The following is a 17,545-nucleotide window of genomic DNA, read 5'->3' on the forward strand; positions in this document are numbered from 1 at the left end:
ATAGCGAATAACTATGATGCGACCACTCACAGATTTCACCACCATTACCGTGTTGGGCTTTGGCCTGACTGGGGTGTCCTGTGCGCGTTATTTGTTGTCGCAAAAGGTACGCCCGGTGGTGCTCGATTCCCGCGCTAACCCGCCAGGGGCCACCGATGCAAAAGATATTGCAGATCAGTGCGAGTGCTATTTTGGTCCGTTCCAACTCGAACATTTACTGCAATCGGATCTAATTGTCGTGAGTCCAGGTATCGACCGTCGAGATGCCAATCTACAAATGGCGGCAGATGCGGGCATTCCAATGATCTCCGACATTGAGTTATTTGCCTGGGTGGTAGCAGTGCCCGTGGTGGCGGTAACCGGCTCGAATGGTAAATCCACGGTTACCGAACTTACCGGCCATATATTGCGCAACTGCGGCATGAATCCCGCGGTGGCAGGTAATATCGGCGTGCCGGTATTGGATTATTTAACGAATAACAGTGATAACGATTGCTTTGTGTTAGAGCTCTCTAGTTTTCAGTTAGAGCTAGTTGAGTCTCTGAAGTTAAAAGCCGCGTGTATCTTAAATATTACCGCTGATCATCTCGACCGTTACGACGACGAGCGTGCTTACGAGCGCGCGAAACATCGAATTTATCAGCATGCCAGTATGTGTATTTGGAACCGTGACGACGAAAAAACCAAGCCAGTATTTCGCCGTAGAGGGATGTCCAAGGTGTCTTTTGGCACCTCGGATGCTGCCCAAGGTTTTGCCTTAACCCGTCGTGCCGATGGGTTATGGATTAGCTGGCAAGACAAACCACTGCTGAGCGTCGCGAGTTTGCCTATTCAAGGCATGCATAACGTTCAAAACGTGCAGGCGGCGATGGCTTTGGCACATGGCTTGGGTATTGCACCTGTGGAAGCTGCGCGCGGAGTAAAAGGCTTTAAGGCCCTGCCGCATCGGTGTGAATTGGTGTTTGAACACAAGGGCGTACGTTGGATTGATGATTCCAAAGCAACCAATGTAGGCGCCGCTGTGGCCGCTATTGAAGGGTTGCGGCCTACGGTCCCAGGTCGTTTGATCCTGATTGCCGGTGGCGATGCCAAGGGTGCCGATTTAGGCCTGTTACGGCCAGTGTTAGCTCATGTTGATGTTTTGATTACCTTAGGAAGAGACGGCAGTAAGATTGCTGAACTGAAAACCGGCGCCCGTCAGGTACAAAGTTTGAATGAAGCTGTTGCTTATGCGGCCAAACATTGCACCGATGGCAGCATGGTGCTGCTATCACCGGCCTGCGCAAGCTTGGATATGTTTGCTAATTACAAAGAACGCGGAATGAAGTTCCGTGCGGCAGTGGAGGCGTACTATGCGCACGACTGAACCGCAACTGGAACTGGAAATCCGCACCGGCGATAGCCTCTGGCAGCGTGTTGGGCGTGTCTTTCAGCAATCCGGAAGTATGCAGTTTTATGACCGTCACATGTTGTGGGCGAGCCTTATTCTGCTCGCGTTGGGTTTGGTGATGGTGGCGTCAGCGTCATTACCCACAGCGGAACGATTAACCGGAAATCCGTTTTATTTTGTGACCCGCCACGGATTTTACATGGTGCTCGGCACTCTGGGTGCGTTATTGGTTCTGATGATTCCCGTGGCGCGCTGGCAAACCGTGAGTGGCTGGTTGTGTTTACTGGCAATTGCCATGCTCGCGGTGGTGTTAGTGGTTGGGCATACGGTGAATGGCGCAACCCGTTGGTTAAAGCTAGGCCCATTTACGTTGCAGGTAGCCGAGTTCGCAAAACTATTCTTTGTGATTTATATGGCCAGTTACTTAGACCGTCGTTACGACGAAGTTCGCAAAAACTGGAAAGGCTTTATGAAAGCGCTGCTGGTTTTAGGCGTGTTAACCGTCTTATTACTGGCACAACCTGATTTAGGTACAGTGGTGGTGTTGGCCACCACGGCGATGACGATGTTGTGGCTTGCTGGCGCCCGTGCGGTGCAGTTTTTCGGACTGGTAATGACGGTACTTATTGCCTTTGTACTGCTTATCGCCGCTGAGCCCTATCGGATGGCGCGGGTTACTTCGTTTATGAATCCGTGGGATGACCCTTTTAATACCGGATACCAGTTGACTCAATCACTCATGGCATTTGGCCGCGGTGACTGGCTCGGACAAGGTTTGGGCAACAGTGTCCAGAAGCTTCAGTACCTACCCGAAGCGCACACCGACTTTATCTTGTCCGTGATCGGAGAAGAACTCGGCTTTGTAGGCGTGTTAGCCACCATACTGTTAGTGGCCTTTATCGTGATTAAAGCGATGTTGTTAGGACAAAAAGCGTTACGGCAAAAACGTCCGTTTAGCGGCTATTTGGCCCAGGGCATCGGTATTTGGTTTAGCTTGCAGGCGGCGGTCAACATGGGTGCTGCCTCGGGCCTAATTCCAACCAAGGGGCTAACACTGCCGTTTGTAAGTTACGGTGGGTCAAGTTTACTGGTGATGTGCGCAGCGATGGCGATTTTGCTACGCATTGATTATGAAGTGCGCACCGGATATCGATTACAACGGTCTGCAGGTGAGGCCGCTCAGGTAAAAGGTGGTCCTCGCACCGCCCGAGGAGGTAGCCGATGAGCCGCATTCTCGTATCTGCAGGTGGCACTGGGGGCCATGTGTTCCCGGCCTTAGCCGTTGCTAAAGCATTGCAAGCAAATGGTCATGACGTGGTCTGGGTCGGTACTGCGGATCGCATTGAGGCGCGGGTTGTCCCCGAAGCAGGCTTTACTTTTCATGGCCTGCCGTTACAACCATTGCGCGGCAAAGGCGTACTCGGGTTACTAAAAGCCCCATTTAATTTGTTACGAGCGTTACGGGCATGTGCCCGCGTAGTGAAAGCCGAAGCGCCTGATTTAGTCATTGGTTTTGGTGGTTATACCGCGGGCCCGGTTGGGGTTGTAGCAAGACAAAAAGGCATTCCGTTGGTGGTGCATGAACAAAATGCAATTCCAGGTCTGACAAATAAGTTGCTTGCCAAGATTGCAACACGTACCCTGCTCGGCTTTGCCGATGCGAAGGTATTTTTGGGCCATGCCGATGTCACGGGAAACCCGGTAAGAGACGACATTTGTGCACTGCATTCAACCGATGCGATCACCATTGGCAGCCCACTGCGAATCCTTGTGATAGGGGGCAGTTTAGGTGCGCAACATCTGAATCAAACGGTGCCAGCGGCGTTGGCGCGATGGTGTGGTCCGGCGTTAAAGGTGCGTCATCAAGTAGGCGCAGGGCGTGCGGCAGAAGTGACAGCAGAATACCAAGAGGTGGCGGCCAATGTGGACGTGCAGGTCGATGAATTTATACAGGATATGGCGGCAGCATATCAGGCAGCTGATATCGTGATAGGTAGAGCTGGCGCCCTTACGGTGGCTGAATTAAGTATGGCCGGTAAAGCGTCCATTTTGGTGCCTTACCCCCATGCGGTAGATGACCATCAAACGGCGAACGCGCACGTGTTGAGTAATCGCGGTGCTGCGTTGTTACTCCCGCAACCGGAATGCTCGGCGACCCGTTTGTGTGACGAACTGAAAGTATTAGCGAATGCGCCTGAGCACATTAAGAATATGGCAGCGAATGCGCGCAGAGAAGCACCCATTGCGGCAACGGCAAAAATTGTTGCCCTATGTGAAGCATTAATGGTGGAGAGGAAAGACGTATGACCGTCTCCAAAGAGCAAGCATTTAAAGTAATCAACGTACCGGAAATGCGTCGGGTACGACGGATTCATTTTGTCGGTATCGGCGGCGCCGGAATGGCTGGCATCGCCGAGGTATTGCTGAATCAGGGGTATCAAGTAAGTGGCTCTGACATTGCCGAAAACCCAAACACGCAGCGGCTGCGCGGTTTAGGTGCAAGCATTAAAATTGGCCATAGCGCCAGTCATGTGGCTACGGCCAGCGTGGTTGTGGTGTCTACCGCGATTCGCAAAGATAATCCTGAGTTGCTTGCAGCCAAAGAACTACTGATTCCCGTGGTGCGCCGCGCTGAAATGTTGGCTGAGTTAATGCGCTTCCGTCATGGTATCGCGGTTGCTGGAACCCACGGCAAAACCACAACCACGAGCTTAATTGCGAGTATTTTTGCGGAAGCAGGCCTTGATCCCACCTTTGTGATTGGGGGCTTGTTAAATAGTGCCGGAGCGAACGCTCGCTTAGGCAGCAGTAAATATTTAATCGCCGAGGCCGATGAAAGTGACGCGTCATTTTTACACCTCCAGCCGATGGTCACCGTGGTGACGAATATTGAAGCGGATCACATGGATACCTACGAAGGTGATTTCAGCCGAGTGGAAGACACCTTTATTGAGTTTTTGCACAACTTGCCGTTTTACGGTTTGGCGGTGATGTGTGTGGATGATCCAGTCATCGCGTCATTGCTCACGCGGGTGGGGCGTCAAATTACCACCTATGGTTTCTCTGAGCAGGCAGATGTGCGTGTCACCCAGTACCGTCAGAGTGGTAATCGCAGTGAATTTGTTGTGTTGCGCAAGGGGCATGATCCATTAGCCATCGAATTGAATTTACCCGGCAAGCACAACGCGCTTAATGCAGCGGCAGGAATTGCGGTTGCCATGGATGATGGCATTGCCGATGAAGCCATAGTGGCAGCGCTGGCGAAATTCGAAGGAATTGGCCGACGCTTCCAACAGTATGGCAGCTTTGCCTGCGGTGACGGTGATGTGCTCTTGGTGGACGATTACGGCCATCATCCGTCTGAAGTGGCTGCCACCATTGCCGCGGTACGTGAGGGTTGGCCAGAACGACGCTTAGTGATGTGTTTTCAACCTCATCGTTATAGCCGAACTCGTGATTTGTATGAAGACTTTGTTGACGTATTAAGTGCAACCGACACTCTGATTATGTTGGAAGTGTACAGCGCGGGTGAAGATCCGGTGGCAGGTGCTGATAGTCGCTCTTTATGTCGCTCTATCCGTCAGCGCGGGAAGGTAGACCCTGTGTACGTGAAAGGGGTTGAACAGGTACCAGAGCGCCTTTCAGAAATTATTCAGGCCGGTGACTTGGTATTGACTCAAGGTGCTGGAAACGTGGGCGGATTAGCGCGCATGTTAAATGAGTTGCAGCTTGATCAAGAACGTATGAAGCAGCATTCAGTGGGGACTACGCCATGAATGCGCTCGGTAAAGTGGCAGTGCTGATGGGCGGCACCTCGGCAGAGCGGGAAGTTTCGTTGCGCTCCGGTGCAGCGGTGTTAGCAGCATTGGAGTCGTTAAACGTAGATGCGTTCGCCTTTGACCCTAAGGTGGAGTCGCTACTGGAATTGCCAGTAACCGGCGTTCAGCGCGTGTTTAATGTATTGCATGGTGGCGCCGGCGAAGATGGACGGGTGCAGGCCATTCTAGAATCGCTTGGCATTCCTTACACCGGCAGTGGTGTGTTGGCGTGTGCACTATCCATGGATAAAGGCAGAACCAAGGCACTGTGGCGGGGCATGGGGCTGCCGACGGCAGCGTCAGTCACGGTTCAGAAAAAGCATTTAGCAGCGCTTGATGCAGAGCAGTTACTTGCGGATTTGGGCGCCAAAGTTATGGTGAAGCCAGCCCACGAGGGCAGCAGCATTGGCATGGGTCAGGCAGAAAGCGCCGATGAGTTAATGACAGCGCTGCAGCAGGCTGCAGCGTTTGATGAAGAGATTTTAGTGGAAGCTTGGCTCGCGGGAGCTGAATTCACGGTGGCAATTCTAGGCGAAGAAGCATTGCCAGTGATTCGGGTGAAAACGCCCCATGCATTTTACGATTATGCGGCCAAGTACCAAGACAATACGACCGAGTATTTATGCCCAGCCGGTTTATCTGATGCGCGTGAAAAGGAAATTCGTCAGTTAGCGCTTACTGCCTTTAGAGCGACCGGTGCAAAAGGCTGGGGTCGAATTGATATGATGGAAGATGGCGAGGGTAATCTGCAGCTGTTGGAGTTGAATACGGCACCGGGTATGACCGAGAAAAGCTTGGTACCGATGGCGGCAAAGCAGCATGGATTGACGTTCCCGCAATTAGTGGAGCGAGTACTCGGATATACATTGGGGTGAGTTGGTGATGCGCGAACCTTCACCCGAGCAGAAAGCGGAACAACGTGAAAAATGGGAGTTCATGATTGGCGTTTCCGTATTTCTGGTGATTGTGCTCGGGCTGGTTTTCGGCAGTTACCAACTGCTTAGAATCGTAACCGATGCGGAACAAGTGCCCTTGGAAGGGGTGATTCTGCACGGAGAACGACAGCACACAACGGATGGAGAGATACGTGATGCCATCCTTGCTGGCGAAGTGGGTAGTTTTTTTACCGCGGATGTCGATGATATTCGCGAGCGAATTGAACAGTTACCGTGGATTTATTCCGCATCAATTCGCAAAGAGTGGCCGGGACGACTGCGAATTTATGTCGTTGAGCAGCAACCGGTTGCGGTATGGAACCAGAACTACGTCATGAATCAGCAAGGCGATGTGTTCAGTGCTGATGCAGAGGCGATAAGAGGTCAGGTGCCTCTGTTAGAGGGACCTGAATCAGCACATCAGGATGTGCTGGAGCAATATCGGCAAATGAGTGAGTTATTGCGTATTGCCGATATGCGGATTACCCGGGTGCAGTTAAGTGAACGTTATTCACTGCGGGTATGGTTAGACAATGATATTGAGCTTCGCTTAGGACGAGAAGCACGTTTAGAGCGGATTCAACGATTTATGGATCTGTATCCGGTGATACAGAGCGAGAGTTCCAAGCCGGTGAAATACGCAGACCTGCGCTATGACACTGGTATTGCGATTGGTTGGCGTGACAAAAAAGAAGTGAGTAAGCCGTGATCACAAAGAATGAAGACGACAACATGATTGTAAGCCTAGATGTGGGGACCAGTAAGGTTACCGCACTCATTGCCGAGGTTCAGCCTGAAGGCGATATGAATATTATTGGTGTGGGTGTAACGGCAGCTCGGGGCATGGATAAAGGCGGCGTCAACGATTTGAATCTCGTGGTGCAGTCTATTCAGCGTGCCATTAACGAGGCCGAGTTGATGGCTGATTGCCGCGCTTCGTCGGTGTATTTGAATATTTCCGGTCGCCACATTGCATGTCAAAACGAGAACGGCATGGTGCCGATTAACGATGCTGAGGTCACCCAAGACGACGTGGATAGCGTGATTCATGCCGCTAAATCGGTACCTATTGCCCAAGAACGGCGAATTTTACACGTACTACCTCAGGAATTTGTCATCGATTCGCAAGAGAGCATCAAGAGCCCAGTCGGTATGTCTGGGGTGCGAATGGAAGCCCGTGTTCACATGATTACCTGTGCCAATGATATGGCGCGCAATATTGTGAAAGCGGTTGAGCGCTGTGATTTAAAAGTAGAAAGCTTGGTATTTTCGGCATTAGCGTCGAGCCATGCGGCCCTCACGGAGGATGAAAAAGAGCTGGGTGTGGCCTTAGTCGATATGGGCGCCGGCACTATTGATATCAGTTTGTTCTCGGGAGGTGTATTGCGTCACACCGCAGTGATACCCGTGGCGGGTAATCAGGTGACCAATGATATCGCCAAGATTTTCCGGACTCCGTTAAGCCATGCTGAAGAAATTAAAGTGCAGTATGCATGCGCACTACGGCAAATGGTGAGTATGGAAGACAATATTGAAGTGCCGTCGGTGGGCGGTCGGCCATCACGGTCAATGTCACGCCATACCTTAGCGGAGGTGGTCGAGCCACGCTACCAGGAACTGTTTGAACTTATTCGCGATGAAATTTACGGCAGCGGCCTCGATGAACAAATCGCCGCCGGCGTGGTACTTACCGGTGGTACCGCCAAGATGGAAGGGGCGGTTGAATTCGCAGAAGAAATATTTCAAATGCCGGTGCGCTTAGGAGCGCCTCTGCATGTGAAAGGATTGAGTGATTATGTAAACGACCCGGTGTATTCCACCGGTGTAGGCTTGTTGAAATTTGGTCAAATTGAACTGTTGGAACAGCAAAAAGAAAAACAACGCAGTCACCAACCACATTGGTTACAGCGAATACAGAGCTGGTTCCGCGGAGAATTTTGATTTTTCAATCGTTTACTTTGATTTTTTTGGGGTAACAACAGAAAATACGGGCAAGTGGAGAGGTAATAATTATGAATATCTTTGAAGTAATGGATAACTCAGAATCAGACGCGGTGATTAAAGTCATCGGCGTCGGTGGTGGTGGCGGCAACGCTGTCCAACACATGGTCGCGCAAAAAATTGAAGGTGTGCAGTTCCTTGCCGCCAATACAGATGCGCAAGCGCTTCGTAAACACGATGCAGACGTACTTATCCAGCTCGGTGGTGAAATCACCAAAGGTCTGGGTGCGGGGGCAAACCCGGAAGTAGGTCGCATCTCTGCAGAAGAGAACCGTGAAGAAATTATGCGCCAGCTTGAAGGTGCCGATATGATCTTCATCGCCGCAGGTATGGGCGGTGGTACCGGAACCGGTGCAGCGCCTGTCGTCGCTGAAGTGGCTAAGGAACTCGGTATTCTTACCATCGCTGTGGTGACTAAGCCATTCCCATTCGAAGGGAAAAAGCGTATGGCGGCTGCCGAAGAGGGTATTTCCCAGCTGAGCAAACATGTGGATTCATTAATCACGATTCCAAATGAAAAATTGCTGAAAGTACTGGGGAAAGGCACAACCTTGTTAGATGCATTTGGTGCAGCGAACAACGTACTTTTAGGTGCAGTGCAAGGTATCGCCGAACTTATCACGCGCCAGGGCCTCATCAACGTCGACTTTGCCGATGTCCAAGCGGTTATGCGTGAAATGGGTACTGCAATGATGGGTACCGGTGTGGCAAGTGGTCCTGATCGTGCGCAAGAAGCGGCACAAATGGCAATTAATAGCCCACTTTTAGAAGATATCGACCTGTCTGGTGCTCGCGGTGTGTTAGTGAACGTGACCGCGGGTATGGACATGGGTATCGACGAGTTTGAAACGGTCGGTAGCGTGATTCGTTCGTTCGCTTCTGAAAATGCCACCGTGATTGTAGGTACGGTAATCGACATGGATATGTCTGATGAAATGCGCGTAACTGTGGTTGCAACGGGTATCGGCGCTGAGAAAAAGCCTGATATTTCGCTGGTTGAGAAAAAACCAGAGCCGGCAGTGGCACGCTCATCGTCAAGTGCCGGTGGTTATTCGCGTACATCAGCTGCAGCAGCGCCGAAGTTTGAAGAAGACATCGACGCGGACGCAGAAGAGCGGCCGGTGCAAAAGAAAGGCGGTGAACCAGATATTCTGGATATACCAGCTTTCTTGCGACGCCAAGCAGACTAATCGGTATTGTCGATTAAGATGATTGGAATTGAGTGCTAAATTGGATTGACCAGTGCTCTACCATTTGGTATATTATTTGGCCTTTCTATTTGAGTCATCGGACCAGATAGAATAACTTAATAATTGTCTGCGCATGGATCGCGTGGTCTAGACGACATGTGACTATGGAGGATTCAGGTATGATTAAACAGCGCACCATCAAACAGATGATCGCCACGACCGGTGTTGGCCTGCACAAGGGCAACAAGGTGAATCTCGTGTTGCGACCTGCCGCTGCCAATACGGGGATTATATTCCGTCGTACCGATCTGAATCCGCACGTCGACATCAAGGCGTCGCCGAAGCTCGTGAAAGACACCCGTATGTGTACGTGTCTGATTAATGACGACAACGTACGAATCTCCACTGTCGAACACTTGCTTGCGGCCGTTGCCGGTATGGGAATTGATAATCTCATTGTCGAAGTAGACTCGCACGAAATTCCGATTATGGACGGTAGTTCACATCCGTTTATCTTCTTATTGCAGTCTGCCGGTATTGAAGAGCAGAATCGTCCAAAACGCTTTGTTCGCGTGAAAAAGGCGATTCGCGTAGAAGATGGTGATAAATGGGCCGAATTGTTACCCCACAACGGCTTCAAGATTGATTTCGCCATCGACTTCGAGCATCCGGCCATTGCCGACACCAATCAAGTGGTCAGCATGGACTTCAGTAGCCAGAGCTTTATTCGCGACATTAGCCGCGCCCGAACCTTTGGCTTTATGAAAGATATCGAATATTTACGGGCGCATAATTTGGCGCTCGGCGGAAGTTTTGAAAATGCCGTGGTTCTCGATGAGTTCCGCGTGCTAAATAGTGATGGACTTCGTTACGACGACGAATTTGTGAAACACAAGATTCTTGATGCCGTGGGCGATCTTTATATGGGTGGTCATAGTATTTTAGGTCACTTACGTGCCTATAAGTCGGGCCATGCATTGAATAACCAGTTACTGGTTGCGCTCATGGAAAATCAAGCGGCTTGGGAATTTGTCACTTTCGAAGAGAAAAGTGCGAAAGCGCCCATCAACTATTTACAGCCAGCTATCGCCTAACACTGAAAAGGCCGCGTTTACCCCACGCGGCCTTTTTCATTAGGCTTGCACGATAAAAACGGTTATTTATAACTGAGGACGAATCTTCACTTCCAGACTGCGAATATTTGTGTCTGGTAATTCGGTGAATTTCGCCATAATATGAGTTTGCATGAGGCGGATACGGGTTGCCCACACCCCGCTTCTAGCAGCAATAATCAGGGTTTGCCCCTGAACCGAGAGACAGCGCGAGTTGGCGAGTAGATCAGCAGGAACTGTTTCTGACCAGAGTGCATAGAGTTGCTCTTGCACAGATTGTTTCTTTTGTAATCGAGCAAGTGGACCGTCGTTTAATAGCGACTGCACTGTTTTGGGTGGTTTTCGCAACATGATTCGCGCGCACTAAGTTAGGATATTGCATGAGTTTAGCAATCTTGTACCGTGGTAAAAAGGTACGCTTCAAAATAAGATTAACAAATCGCCGTTTATTATCGTTTTTCGGTATCGCGGCGTTTATTGCAGTCGCCTATCATCAGCCGTGGCATGATCAAGGCGTGAACGCCTTAATTGCGAAAGATAGGATCCAAAAAGAGCACCGCGCTCTCGCCATGCAAAGTGAAGTCGTGCAAGAGGTGCGCAGTCAGGCCCAGCGCGAGCTCACCGCGATGTCGATGAAACTTGGTGATATCCAAGCGCAAATCATGCGTTTAGAAGCGCTGAGTCAGCGCCTCGCTTCGGCGACCCAGATGGACCAAGGGGAGTTTGATTTTACTCAGCCAATCCCCGTGGGTGGCCCGGATCAGCCGATGATGGAGTGGCCGGTGGTTGGCGAGCATCAAGTGCTTGCCGACATCGATGCGGTTCTTGAACAGCTGGCATCGCGACAAAAACAACTTCGCCTCCTTGAATCTTTATTAATGAGCCACCATATCGAAGGGGAGCGCTTCATTGCCGGTCGCCCTATTGTTGAAGGTTGGTTGTCATCACAGTATGGTGTGCGCAAAGATCCGTTCCATGGTAACCCTACCATGCACCGCGGAATCGACTTTGCTGCCCCGGAGGGAAGTCCAGTCATCGCTACCGGTGCTGGTATTGTTACCTTTGCAGGGCGCCGTGCAGGTTACGGTAATCTTGTTGAGATAGACCATGGCGCAGGGCTTCGTACCCGTTATGGTCACATGAAATCTATTGATGTGCAGGTCGGTGACGTTGTCACACGCGGACAGACCATCGCGCGAGTTGGCAGTACTGGTCGTTCGACAGGACCCCACGTACACTACGAGGTTCTAGAGAACGGACGACACGTGAATCCGTCGTCGTTTGTATTTCGGCAAGTGTCGAGCGAGTAGTGTAGAATCCCTTGAGTGACTCCGGCACCTTTGGGGTGCCGTTTTATTTTGCGAAATTCTAAATACGCATTTTTACAGGAAACTGAATACACATGTTAGGTAGTCTATTTAAACGCATTTTTGGTAGCCGCAACGAACGGCTCATTCGCAACGCACGCAAACAAGTAGAGCAAATCAACGCCATGGAGGCAACGCTTGAGAGCCTCAGTGATGAAGAATTACAGGCGAAGAGTGCAGAGCTGAAAGAGCGCGTTGAAGCTGGTGAGAGCCTAGATAGCCTGCTCAATGAAGCCTTTGCTGTGGCGCGAGAGGCGAGTAAGCGAATTTTTGAAATGCGGCCTTTCGATGTGCAGTTGATTGGTGGCATGATTTTGCACCAACATAAGATTTCAGAAATGCGTACCGGTGAAGGTAAAACCCTCACCGCACTCCTCCCTGCATATCTGAATGCACTGACTGGCCGTGGTATTCATATTATTACCGTGAACGATTACCTAGCACGCCGTGACGCGGATTGGAGTCGTCCTTTCTTTGAATTTCTCGGTATGACCGTGGGCTGTAATGTAGCCGGCATGCATCCAAAAGACAAAAAAGAAGCCTACGCCTGCGATATTCTCTATGGTACGAACAATGAGTTTGGTTTCGACTATCTGCGCGACAACATGGCCTTCACCAAGGAAGAGCGGGTGCAGCGCGATTTGCATTACGCGATTGTGGATGAAGTTGACTCGATTCTTATCGATGAAGCCCGTACTCCGTTAATCATTTCTGGGCCAACCGACGATTCATCGGAACTGTATAAACGCATCAACACCTTAGTGCCGCAATTAAAGCGACAAGCTCATGAAGATGGTAAAGAAGAAGAAGGTGATGATGTTGGCGATTTCACCATCGATGAAAAAGCCCGCCAGCTTTACCTTACTGAGCATGGTCAAGAGCATATTGAACAAATCCTAATCGAGAATGGCTTGCTTGACGAAGGCGATTCTCTCTACTCAGCAAGTAACATCGCTCTGTTGCATCATGTAAATGCGGCCCTTCGCGCCCACCACTTGTTCCAAAAAGACGTTGATTACATTGTTAAAGATGATGAAATCGTCATTGTTGATGAGCATACCGGTCGTACCATGGAAGGGCGCCGTTGGTCGGAAGGGTTACACCAAGCCGTTGAGGCCAAAGAAGGTGTGAAGATTCAGAATGAGAACCAAACGTTAGCATCAATTACCTTCCAGAATTATTTCCGCTTGTACGAAAAGCTTGCCGGTATGACAGGTACTGCTGATACCGAAGCCTTTGAGTTCCAATCGATTTATGGCTTGGAAACGGTTGTTGTGCCTACCAATAAGCCGATGGTTCGCGAAGATATGCCCGATTTGATTTTCTTAACTGCCGAGGAAAAGTACAAGGCTATTATTGAAGATATTCGGGCGCAGCGAGATGCGCAACGTCCTATCTTGGTCGGTACGAGCTCGATTGAGAGTTCGGAGTTGGTGTCGCGTTTACTGAAAAAAGAAAAGATTAAGCATGAGGTATTGAACGCTAAATTCCACGAGAAGGAAGCGGAAATCATTGCCAAGGCTGGTATGTCGGGTGCAGTCACGATTGCGACCAACATGGCAGGTCGGGGAACCGATATTATGCTTGGTGGTAACTGGATGATGGAGATCGATTCTCTCGATAATCCAACCGATGCCCAAATTGCCAAGGTGAAAGAAGCCTGGCGTAAGCGTCACGATGACGTGGTGCAAGCCGGTGGTTTGCATATTATCGGTACGGAGCGTCATGAATCACGCCGTATTGATAATCAGCTTCGCGGTCGTTCTGGTCGTCAGGGTGACCCAGGGTCATCACGTTTCTATTTATCGCTCGACGACAGCTTAATGCGTATCTTTGCCACCGATCGTATGGGCACGATGATGAAGCGCTTAGGGATGAAAGATGGCGAAGCCATTGAACATCCGTGGGTGACGAAAGCCATTGAAAACGCGCAACGTAAAGTGGAAGCGCGCAACTTCGATATTCGTAAGCAATTACTTGAATACGATGATGTTGCTAACGACCAACGTAAAGTGGTGTATGAACAACGTAACGAATTGCTTGAAGGTGACGATATCAAAGAAACCATCGATGTGATTCGTGAAGATGTGATGAATCGGGTCATCGATGAGTACATTCCACCCCAGTCGCTAGAAGAAATGTGGAATATCGAAGGGTTAGAAGATCGCCTACGTGCAGATTTTGATTTGGATTTACCTATCCAACGCTGGCTCGATGAAGACGATAAACTCTTTGAAGAACTGCTGCGTGAGAAAATTCTTGAAGAAGGCCTCAAAGCCTATCAAGAGAAAGAGCAGCAAGTGGGCGAAAAGGTACTGCGTCACTTCGAGAAAGCGGTGATGTTGCAAAGCCTCGACTCCCATTGGAAGGAACATTTGGCGGCGATGGACCACTTGCGCCAAGGTATCCACCTGCGCGGTTATGCCAATAAGAATCCAAAACAAGAATACAAGCGTGAAGCGTATAACTTGTTTACCGACATGCTAGAGGCGCTGAAGCTCGAAGTGATTACTATTCTGAGCAAAGTGAAAGTGCGTGCCGAAGAAGACGTAGAGCAAATGGAAGCGAAACGCCGAGAGCAAGAAGCAAAAACTCCGCGTAACTTCCAACATGAAAGTGCAAGCTCAGGGTCTGAGCAAAGTAGTGCTGGTGCCCCAGGGCAAACGGTGGTTCGTGATGGCGAGAAAGTTGGCCGCAACGACCCGTGCCCATGTGGTTCAGGCAAGAAGTATAAGCACTGCCACGGCAAGCTGAACTAAGCGATATTATGTCTGAACATCAAATCCATGTAGCCGTCGGTGTCATTGAGAATGCCGATGGCCATATCTTAATTAGCCAGCGCGCCCAATCCCAACACCAAGGCGGCTTCTGGGAATTTCCCGGCGGTAAGGTGGAAGCGGACGAGAATGTGGTGGTTGCTTTAGTGCGTGAATTACAAGAAGAACTCAATCTTCATGTTGGGCATGCGACACCGATGCTGAAAGTAACGCACAACTACCCCGACAAATCCGTGTTATTGGATGTGTGGCACGTCACAGAGTTTTCAGGAAAGATTCAGGGAAACGAGGGACAGCCATGGCGCTGGGTTGCTCGGCCAGACTTGATCAATTATAGCTTTCCACCCGCCAATGGCCCTATTCTTGAGGCGGTTTTGAATCTTCCTTTCAAAACCACCGAAAGCACCTCGGCTTAATAACCACTCCGTCCTTTAGCTAACGTCATCATCGTTGGCGTGGGGCGGAATGTCTTCACCGGGGATGCGTTTTTCTTCGCTCGCCCACTCACCGAGATCGATAAGCTTGCAGCGTTCGCTACAAAAGGGGCGGAACTTCGATGCCGGCTCCCAACGTACGGGCGTGTTACACGTAGGACAAGAAACAATAGTGACGTTATTCATAATTCTTAGGATGACTGACTTGAGATTAAAAAGATGAACGCAATACGAACTTAACCCTGGCAACGCGCGAGTTGAAAGGGAACTTGTTCATTGTAACTAATGCGTTCCTGACTGCCTTGCATTCCTTGGCTTTGCATAAAGCGAATACTAAATCGTTGACGATGGCCGCTTATAAGCGGGAAGACCGGCAATTCTGAGGGTACGCGAATGCGCAGCAAGGATAACTTTTCATCGTTACTTTGCCAACTGCCATTTTCAGCGACCAAGCTCTGAAACTCCGCTTGCTCGCGGAGCATTTTCAACTCAACCTGCAATGCGTGTTGCAACACACTCAGTTGCTCAAACCAAACCCGTGCTTGCTCACTGCGAGCCGCAGCAGACTGTTGCAACCAATGCTTCAACTCTGGAAGCTCATTATGACACTGCCCACCCATAACGCCCATGCGTTGCCGTACATTGGCTAAGAACCGATTTTCGCGCAACGCATATCCAAACTTGTGACCTTCACAGAGCGCTTGTAACACCCGTTGTAATTCGCCATGTATGGCGCGAAGTGCCTCTTGATCAACGGCAGGATGATCGATATAGCCTTGTAAGCGACCCTCGCGACGTTCCAAATCCTTGATGAGATCAGCGCGCACATCGGTGCGCTCGAGTAAATCGAGAAGATTAAAAAGACCACCAAAAAACAACGGATATCGGACTCTATCAACGTCGTCTACACCCGCTTCCACTTGTAGCAGGAGTGCTTCGATTCGTAAGTAGACCCGTGTTTTTTCTTCCAACGGATGTTCGTAGGCTATCCAGTCCATTTTATTCTTATTCCGAAAGTTCACTTACATGATAGCGATTCATTTGGACTTCGCAAAGGCCAGGTATTGTTGATGGAGTGCGGCAACAAGCTCCACAAGTGCTGAAACAGGCTGCGTGTTGTCGATAATATCATGAGCGCGGGCCAAACGGGCTTTACGATCTATTTGCGCTGCCATAATGGCGCGCACCTGAGACTCAGGCACATGGTCGCGGGCAACGGTACGTTCGATTTGCACCGACTCCGGCACGTCGACGACCAAGATGCGATGACATAACACATCCAGCTTGTTTTCCAAGAGCAAGGGGGCTGCGAGTATCACATAGGGTGAACTTGCATGGGTTAAGCGCTCCAGTATTTCGGTGCGAATGGCCGGATGCATAATCTCATTTAGCCTAAGCTTGGCTTGTTCGTCAGAAAAAATAAGGGATCGCAGCACGGCCCGATCGAGCTCGCCATTCGCGGTAAAAACAGAGGATCCAAAGGCAGCTCGAATATCATTGAGTACCGGGCTGTCTGGCTTTACCACCGCACGAGCACATTCATCCGCATCCACAACATCAATGCCCAAACGTAAAAACTGATGGGTCACTGTCGTTTTGCCCGAACCAATTCCTCCGGTGACGCCGACGATATAGGGGGTATTCACAGATAAATACTCCAATACCATTGATAGATATCTTGACCGTAAAACAAGCTAATGCCGCCCGCAATAGCAAGAAAAGGACCAAAGGGCATAGGCCGGTCTCGTCCTTGGTTCTTCATTGCTAATACCACGATACCATAAATGGCACCGACCAAGGATGAAAGTAGCACAATCAGCGGCAGTGCCTGCCAACCTAACCACGCGCCGAGTACGGCCAGTAACTTGAAATCACCATAGCCCATTCCCTCTTTGCCGGTGACTAAGCGGAATAACCAGTACACAGACCACAAAAACAAGTACCCGGCGGCGGCGCCGACAATGGCTTCAACCGGTGTAATGGGCAGCACAGAAATACTGAGGAGCAAACCTAACCAGAGCAGAGGTAAGCTAAGTTGATCCGGTAATAACATGTGCTCCGCGTCTATGAGGGTTAACAGCAACAGAATATAAAGAAATACCGCATAGGCCAGGCCGAGCATGGTAAAGCCAAAGCTCAGAACCGCTATAACGGCGAGTGCCGCACTGATCACTTCAGTCATCGGATAGCGCAAGCTGATGTGTACGCCACAAGCACGGCAGCGGCCCTTAAGAAGGAGGTAACTGAGCACGGGAATATTGTCATACCACCGAATGGCACTGTGACACGACGGACACTGAGAGTTGGGATAGGCGAGATTAAATCGTTCGGCGGGCGGCGGCGTTTCACCGCTTGCTTCCGCGCAGTCACGCTTCCATTGCAGCTCAAGCATGCGCGGCAAACGCCCAACAACAACATTGCCAAAACTGCCAAATATCAGCCCGAGCAACAGGGCGACAATCCACGTTGCGTGGGGATAATAATGAAAGAATTCCATGACTGTCCTCGTTCTTTTTATTCT

The 17,545-nt window shown here is 50.3% G+C and carries 17 protein-coding genes; 12 read left to right on the forward strand and 5 right to left on the reverse strand.

All coding sequences use genetic code 11. The annotated features are described in order from the left end of the window. Window positions 1-13: 13 nt before the first annotated feature. The 9 genes from murD (at window position 14) to lpxC (ending at window position 10,428) form a co-directional block, all read left to right on the forward strand. Window positions 14-1,366, forward strand: coding sequence for a UDP-N-acetylmuramoyl-L-alanine--D-glutamate ligase (murD, locus tag HXZ99_RS05515; protein ID WP_194756273.1), 1,353 nt, complete (start codon window positions 14-16; stop codon window positions 1,364-1,366). Continuing rightward, the gene (gene ftsW, locus HXZ99_RS05520) at window positions 1,353-2,615 is read left to right on the forward strand and encodes a cell division protein FtsW (protein ID WP_194756274.1); all 1,263 of its coding nucleotides are present in this window, start codon (window positions 1,353-1,355) and stop codon (window positions 2,613-2,615) included. Before murD ends, ftsW begins: the two co-directional genes overlap by 14 nt. Continuing rightward, window positions 2,612-3,697: an undecaprenyldiphospho-muramoylpentapeptide beta-N-acetylglucosaminyltransferase gene (gene murG / locus HXZ99_RS05525; RefSeq protein WP_194756275.1), complete on the forward strand. Its 1,086-nt coding sequence runs from the start codon at window positions 2,612-2,614 to the stop codon at window positions 3,695-3,697. The genes ftsW and murG overlap by 4 nt, the downstream gene beginning before the upstream one ends. Next, window positions 3,694-5,166 (forward strand): UDP-N-acetylmuramate--L-alanine ligase, encoded by a 1,473-nt coding sequence (gene murC, locus HXZ99_RS05530; protein ID WP_194756276.1) that lies wholly within the window; start codon window positions 3,694-3,696, stop codon window positions 5,164-5,166. The genes murG and murC overlap by 4 nt, the downstream gene beginning before the upstream one ends. Next, window positions 5,163-6,083, forward strand: coding sequence for a D-alanine--D-alanine ligase (locus HXZ99_RS05535; RefSeq protein ID WP_194756277.1), 921 nt, complete (start codon window positions 5,163-5,165; stop codon window positions 6,081-6,083). Before murC ends, HXZ99_RS05535 begins: the two co-directional genes overlap by 4 nt. A 7-nt stretch (window positions 6,084-6,090) precedes the next feature. Then, window positions 6,091-6,852, forward strand: coding sequence for a cell division protein FtsQ/DivIB (locus HXZ99_RS05540; RefSeq protein WP_194756278.1), 762 nt, complete (start codon window positions 6,091-6,093; stop codon window positions 6,850-6,852). Between the two features lie 23 nt (window positions 6,853-6,875). After that, on the forward strand, window positions 6,876-8,084 hold the full coding sequence (ftsA, locus tag HXZ99_RS05545) for a cell division protein FtsA (RefSeq protein ID WP_228517710.1): 1,209 nt from the start codon (window positions 6,876-6,878) through the stop codon (window positions 8,082-8,084). Window positions 8,085-8,155: 71 nt separating this feature from the next. Continuing rightward, window positions 8,156-9,334: a cell division protein FtsZ gene (gene ftsZ, locus HXZ99_RS05550; protein WP_228517664.1), complete on the forward strand. Its 1,179-nt coding sequence runs from the start codon at window positions 8,156-8,158 to the stop codon at window positions 9,332-9,334. 179 nt (window positions 9,335-9,513) lie between these two features. Further along, a complete protein-coding gene (gene lpxC / locus HXZ99_RS05555; RefSeq protein ID WP_194756279.1) occupies window positions 9,514-10,428 on the forward strand; it encodes a UDP-3-O-acyl-N-acetylglucosamine deacetylase in 915 nt (304 codons plus the stop codon). Between the two features lie 66 nt (window positions 10,429-10,494). Here lpxC and HXZ99_RS05560 read toward each other — a convergent pair whose 3' ends face one another. Continuing rightward, entirely contained in the window at window positions 10,495-10,797 is a 303-nt protein-coding gene (locus HXZ99_RS05560) for a DciA family protein (RefSeq protein WP_194756280.1), read from the reverse strand. Between the two features lie 29 nt (window positions 10,798-10,826). Between HXZ99_RS05560 and HXZ99_RS05565 the strand changes: the two genes are divergently transcribed. The 3 genes from HXZ99_RS05565 (at window position 10,827) to mutT (ending at window position 15,006) form a co-directional block, all read left to right on the forward strand. After that, on the forward strand, window positions 10,827-11,756 hold the full coding sequence (locus tag HXZ99_RS05565; protein ID WP_194756281.1) for a M23 family metallopeptidase: 930 nt from the start codon (window positions 10,827-10,829) through the stop codon (window positions 11,754-11,756). 92 nt (window positions 11,757-11,848) lie between these two features. Further along, entirely contained in the window at window positions 11,849-14,572 is a 2,724-nt protein-coding gene (gene secA, locus HXZ99_RS05570; protein ID WP_194756282.1) for a preprotein translocase subunit SecA, read from the forward strand. 8 nt (window positions 14,573-14,580) lie between these two features. Continuing rightward, a complete protein-coding gene (mutT, locus tag HXZ99_RS05575; protein ID WP_194756283.1) occupies window positions 14,581-15,006 on the forward strand; it encodes an 8-oxo-dGTP diphosphatase MutT in 426 nt (141 codons plus the stop codon). A 15-nt stretch (window positions 15,007-15,021) separates the two neighbouring features. On the opposite strand, the gene yacG is transcribed toward mutT, so the two are convergent. From yacG to HXZ99_RS05595, 4 genes are read right to left on the reverse strand one after another with little or no spacing between them, the layout of a single operon-like run. Next, window positions 15,022-15,210, reverse strand: coding sequence for a DNA gyrase inhibitor YacG (gene yacG / locus HXZ99_RS05580; protein WP_194756284.1), 189 nt, complete (start codon window positions 15,208-15,210; stop codon window positions 15,022-15,024). A 50-nt stretch (window positions 15,211-15,260) separates the two neighbouring features. Continuing rightward, entirely contained in the window at window positions 15,261-16,022 is a 762-nt protein-coding gene (locus tag HXZ99_RS05585; protein ID WP_194756285.1) for a cell division protein ZapD, read from the reverse strand. 39 nt (window positions 16,023-16,061) lie between these two features. Continuing rightward, the gene (coaE, locus tag HXZ99_RS05590) at window positions 16,062-16,670 is read right to left on the reverse strand and encodes a dephospho-CoA kinase (protein ID WP_407928493.1); all 609 of its coding nucleotides are present in this window, start codon (window positions 16,668-16,670) and stop codon (window positions 16,062-16,064) included. Further along, complete coding sequence (locus tag HXZ99_RS05595; RefSeq protein WP_194756287.1) at window positions 16,667-17,521, reverse strand: prepilin peptidase; 855 nt, start codon at window positions 17,519-17,521, stop codon at window positions 16,667-16,669. Before HXZ99_RS05595 ends, coaE begins: the two co-directional genes overlap by 4 nt. Between the last annotated feature and the right edge of the window lie 24 nt (window positions 17,522-17,545).

This window comes from Aliidiomarina indica, assembly GCF_015354615.1.
Taxonomy (GTDB): Bacteria; Pseudomonadota; Gammaproteobacteria; order Enterobacterales; family Alteromonadaceae; genus Aliidiomarina; species Aliidiomarina indica.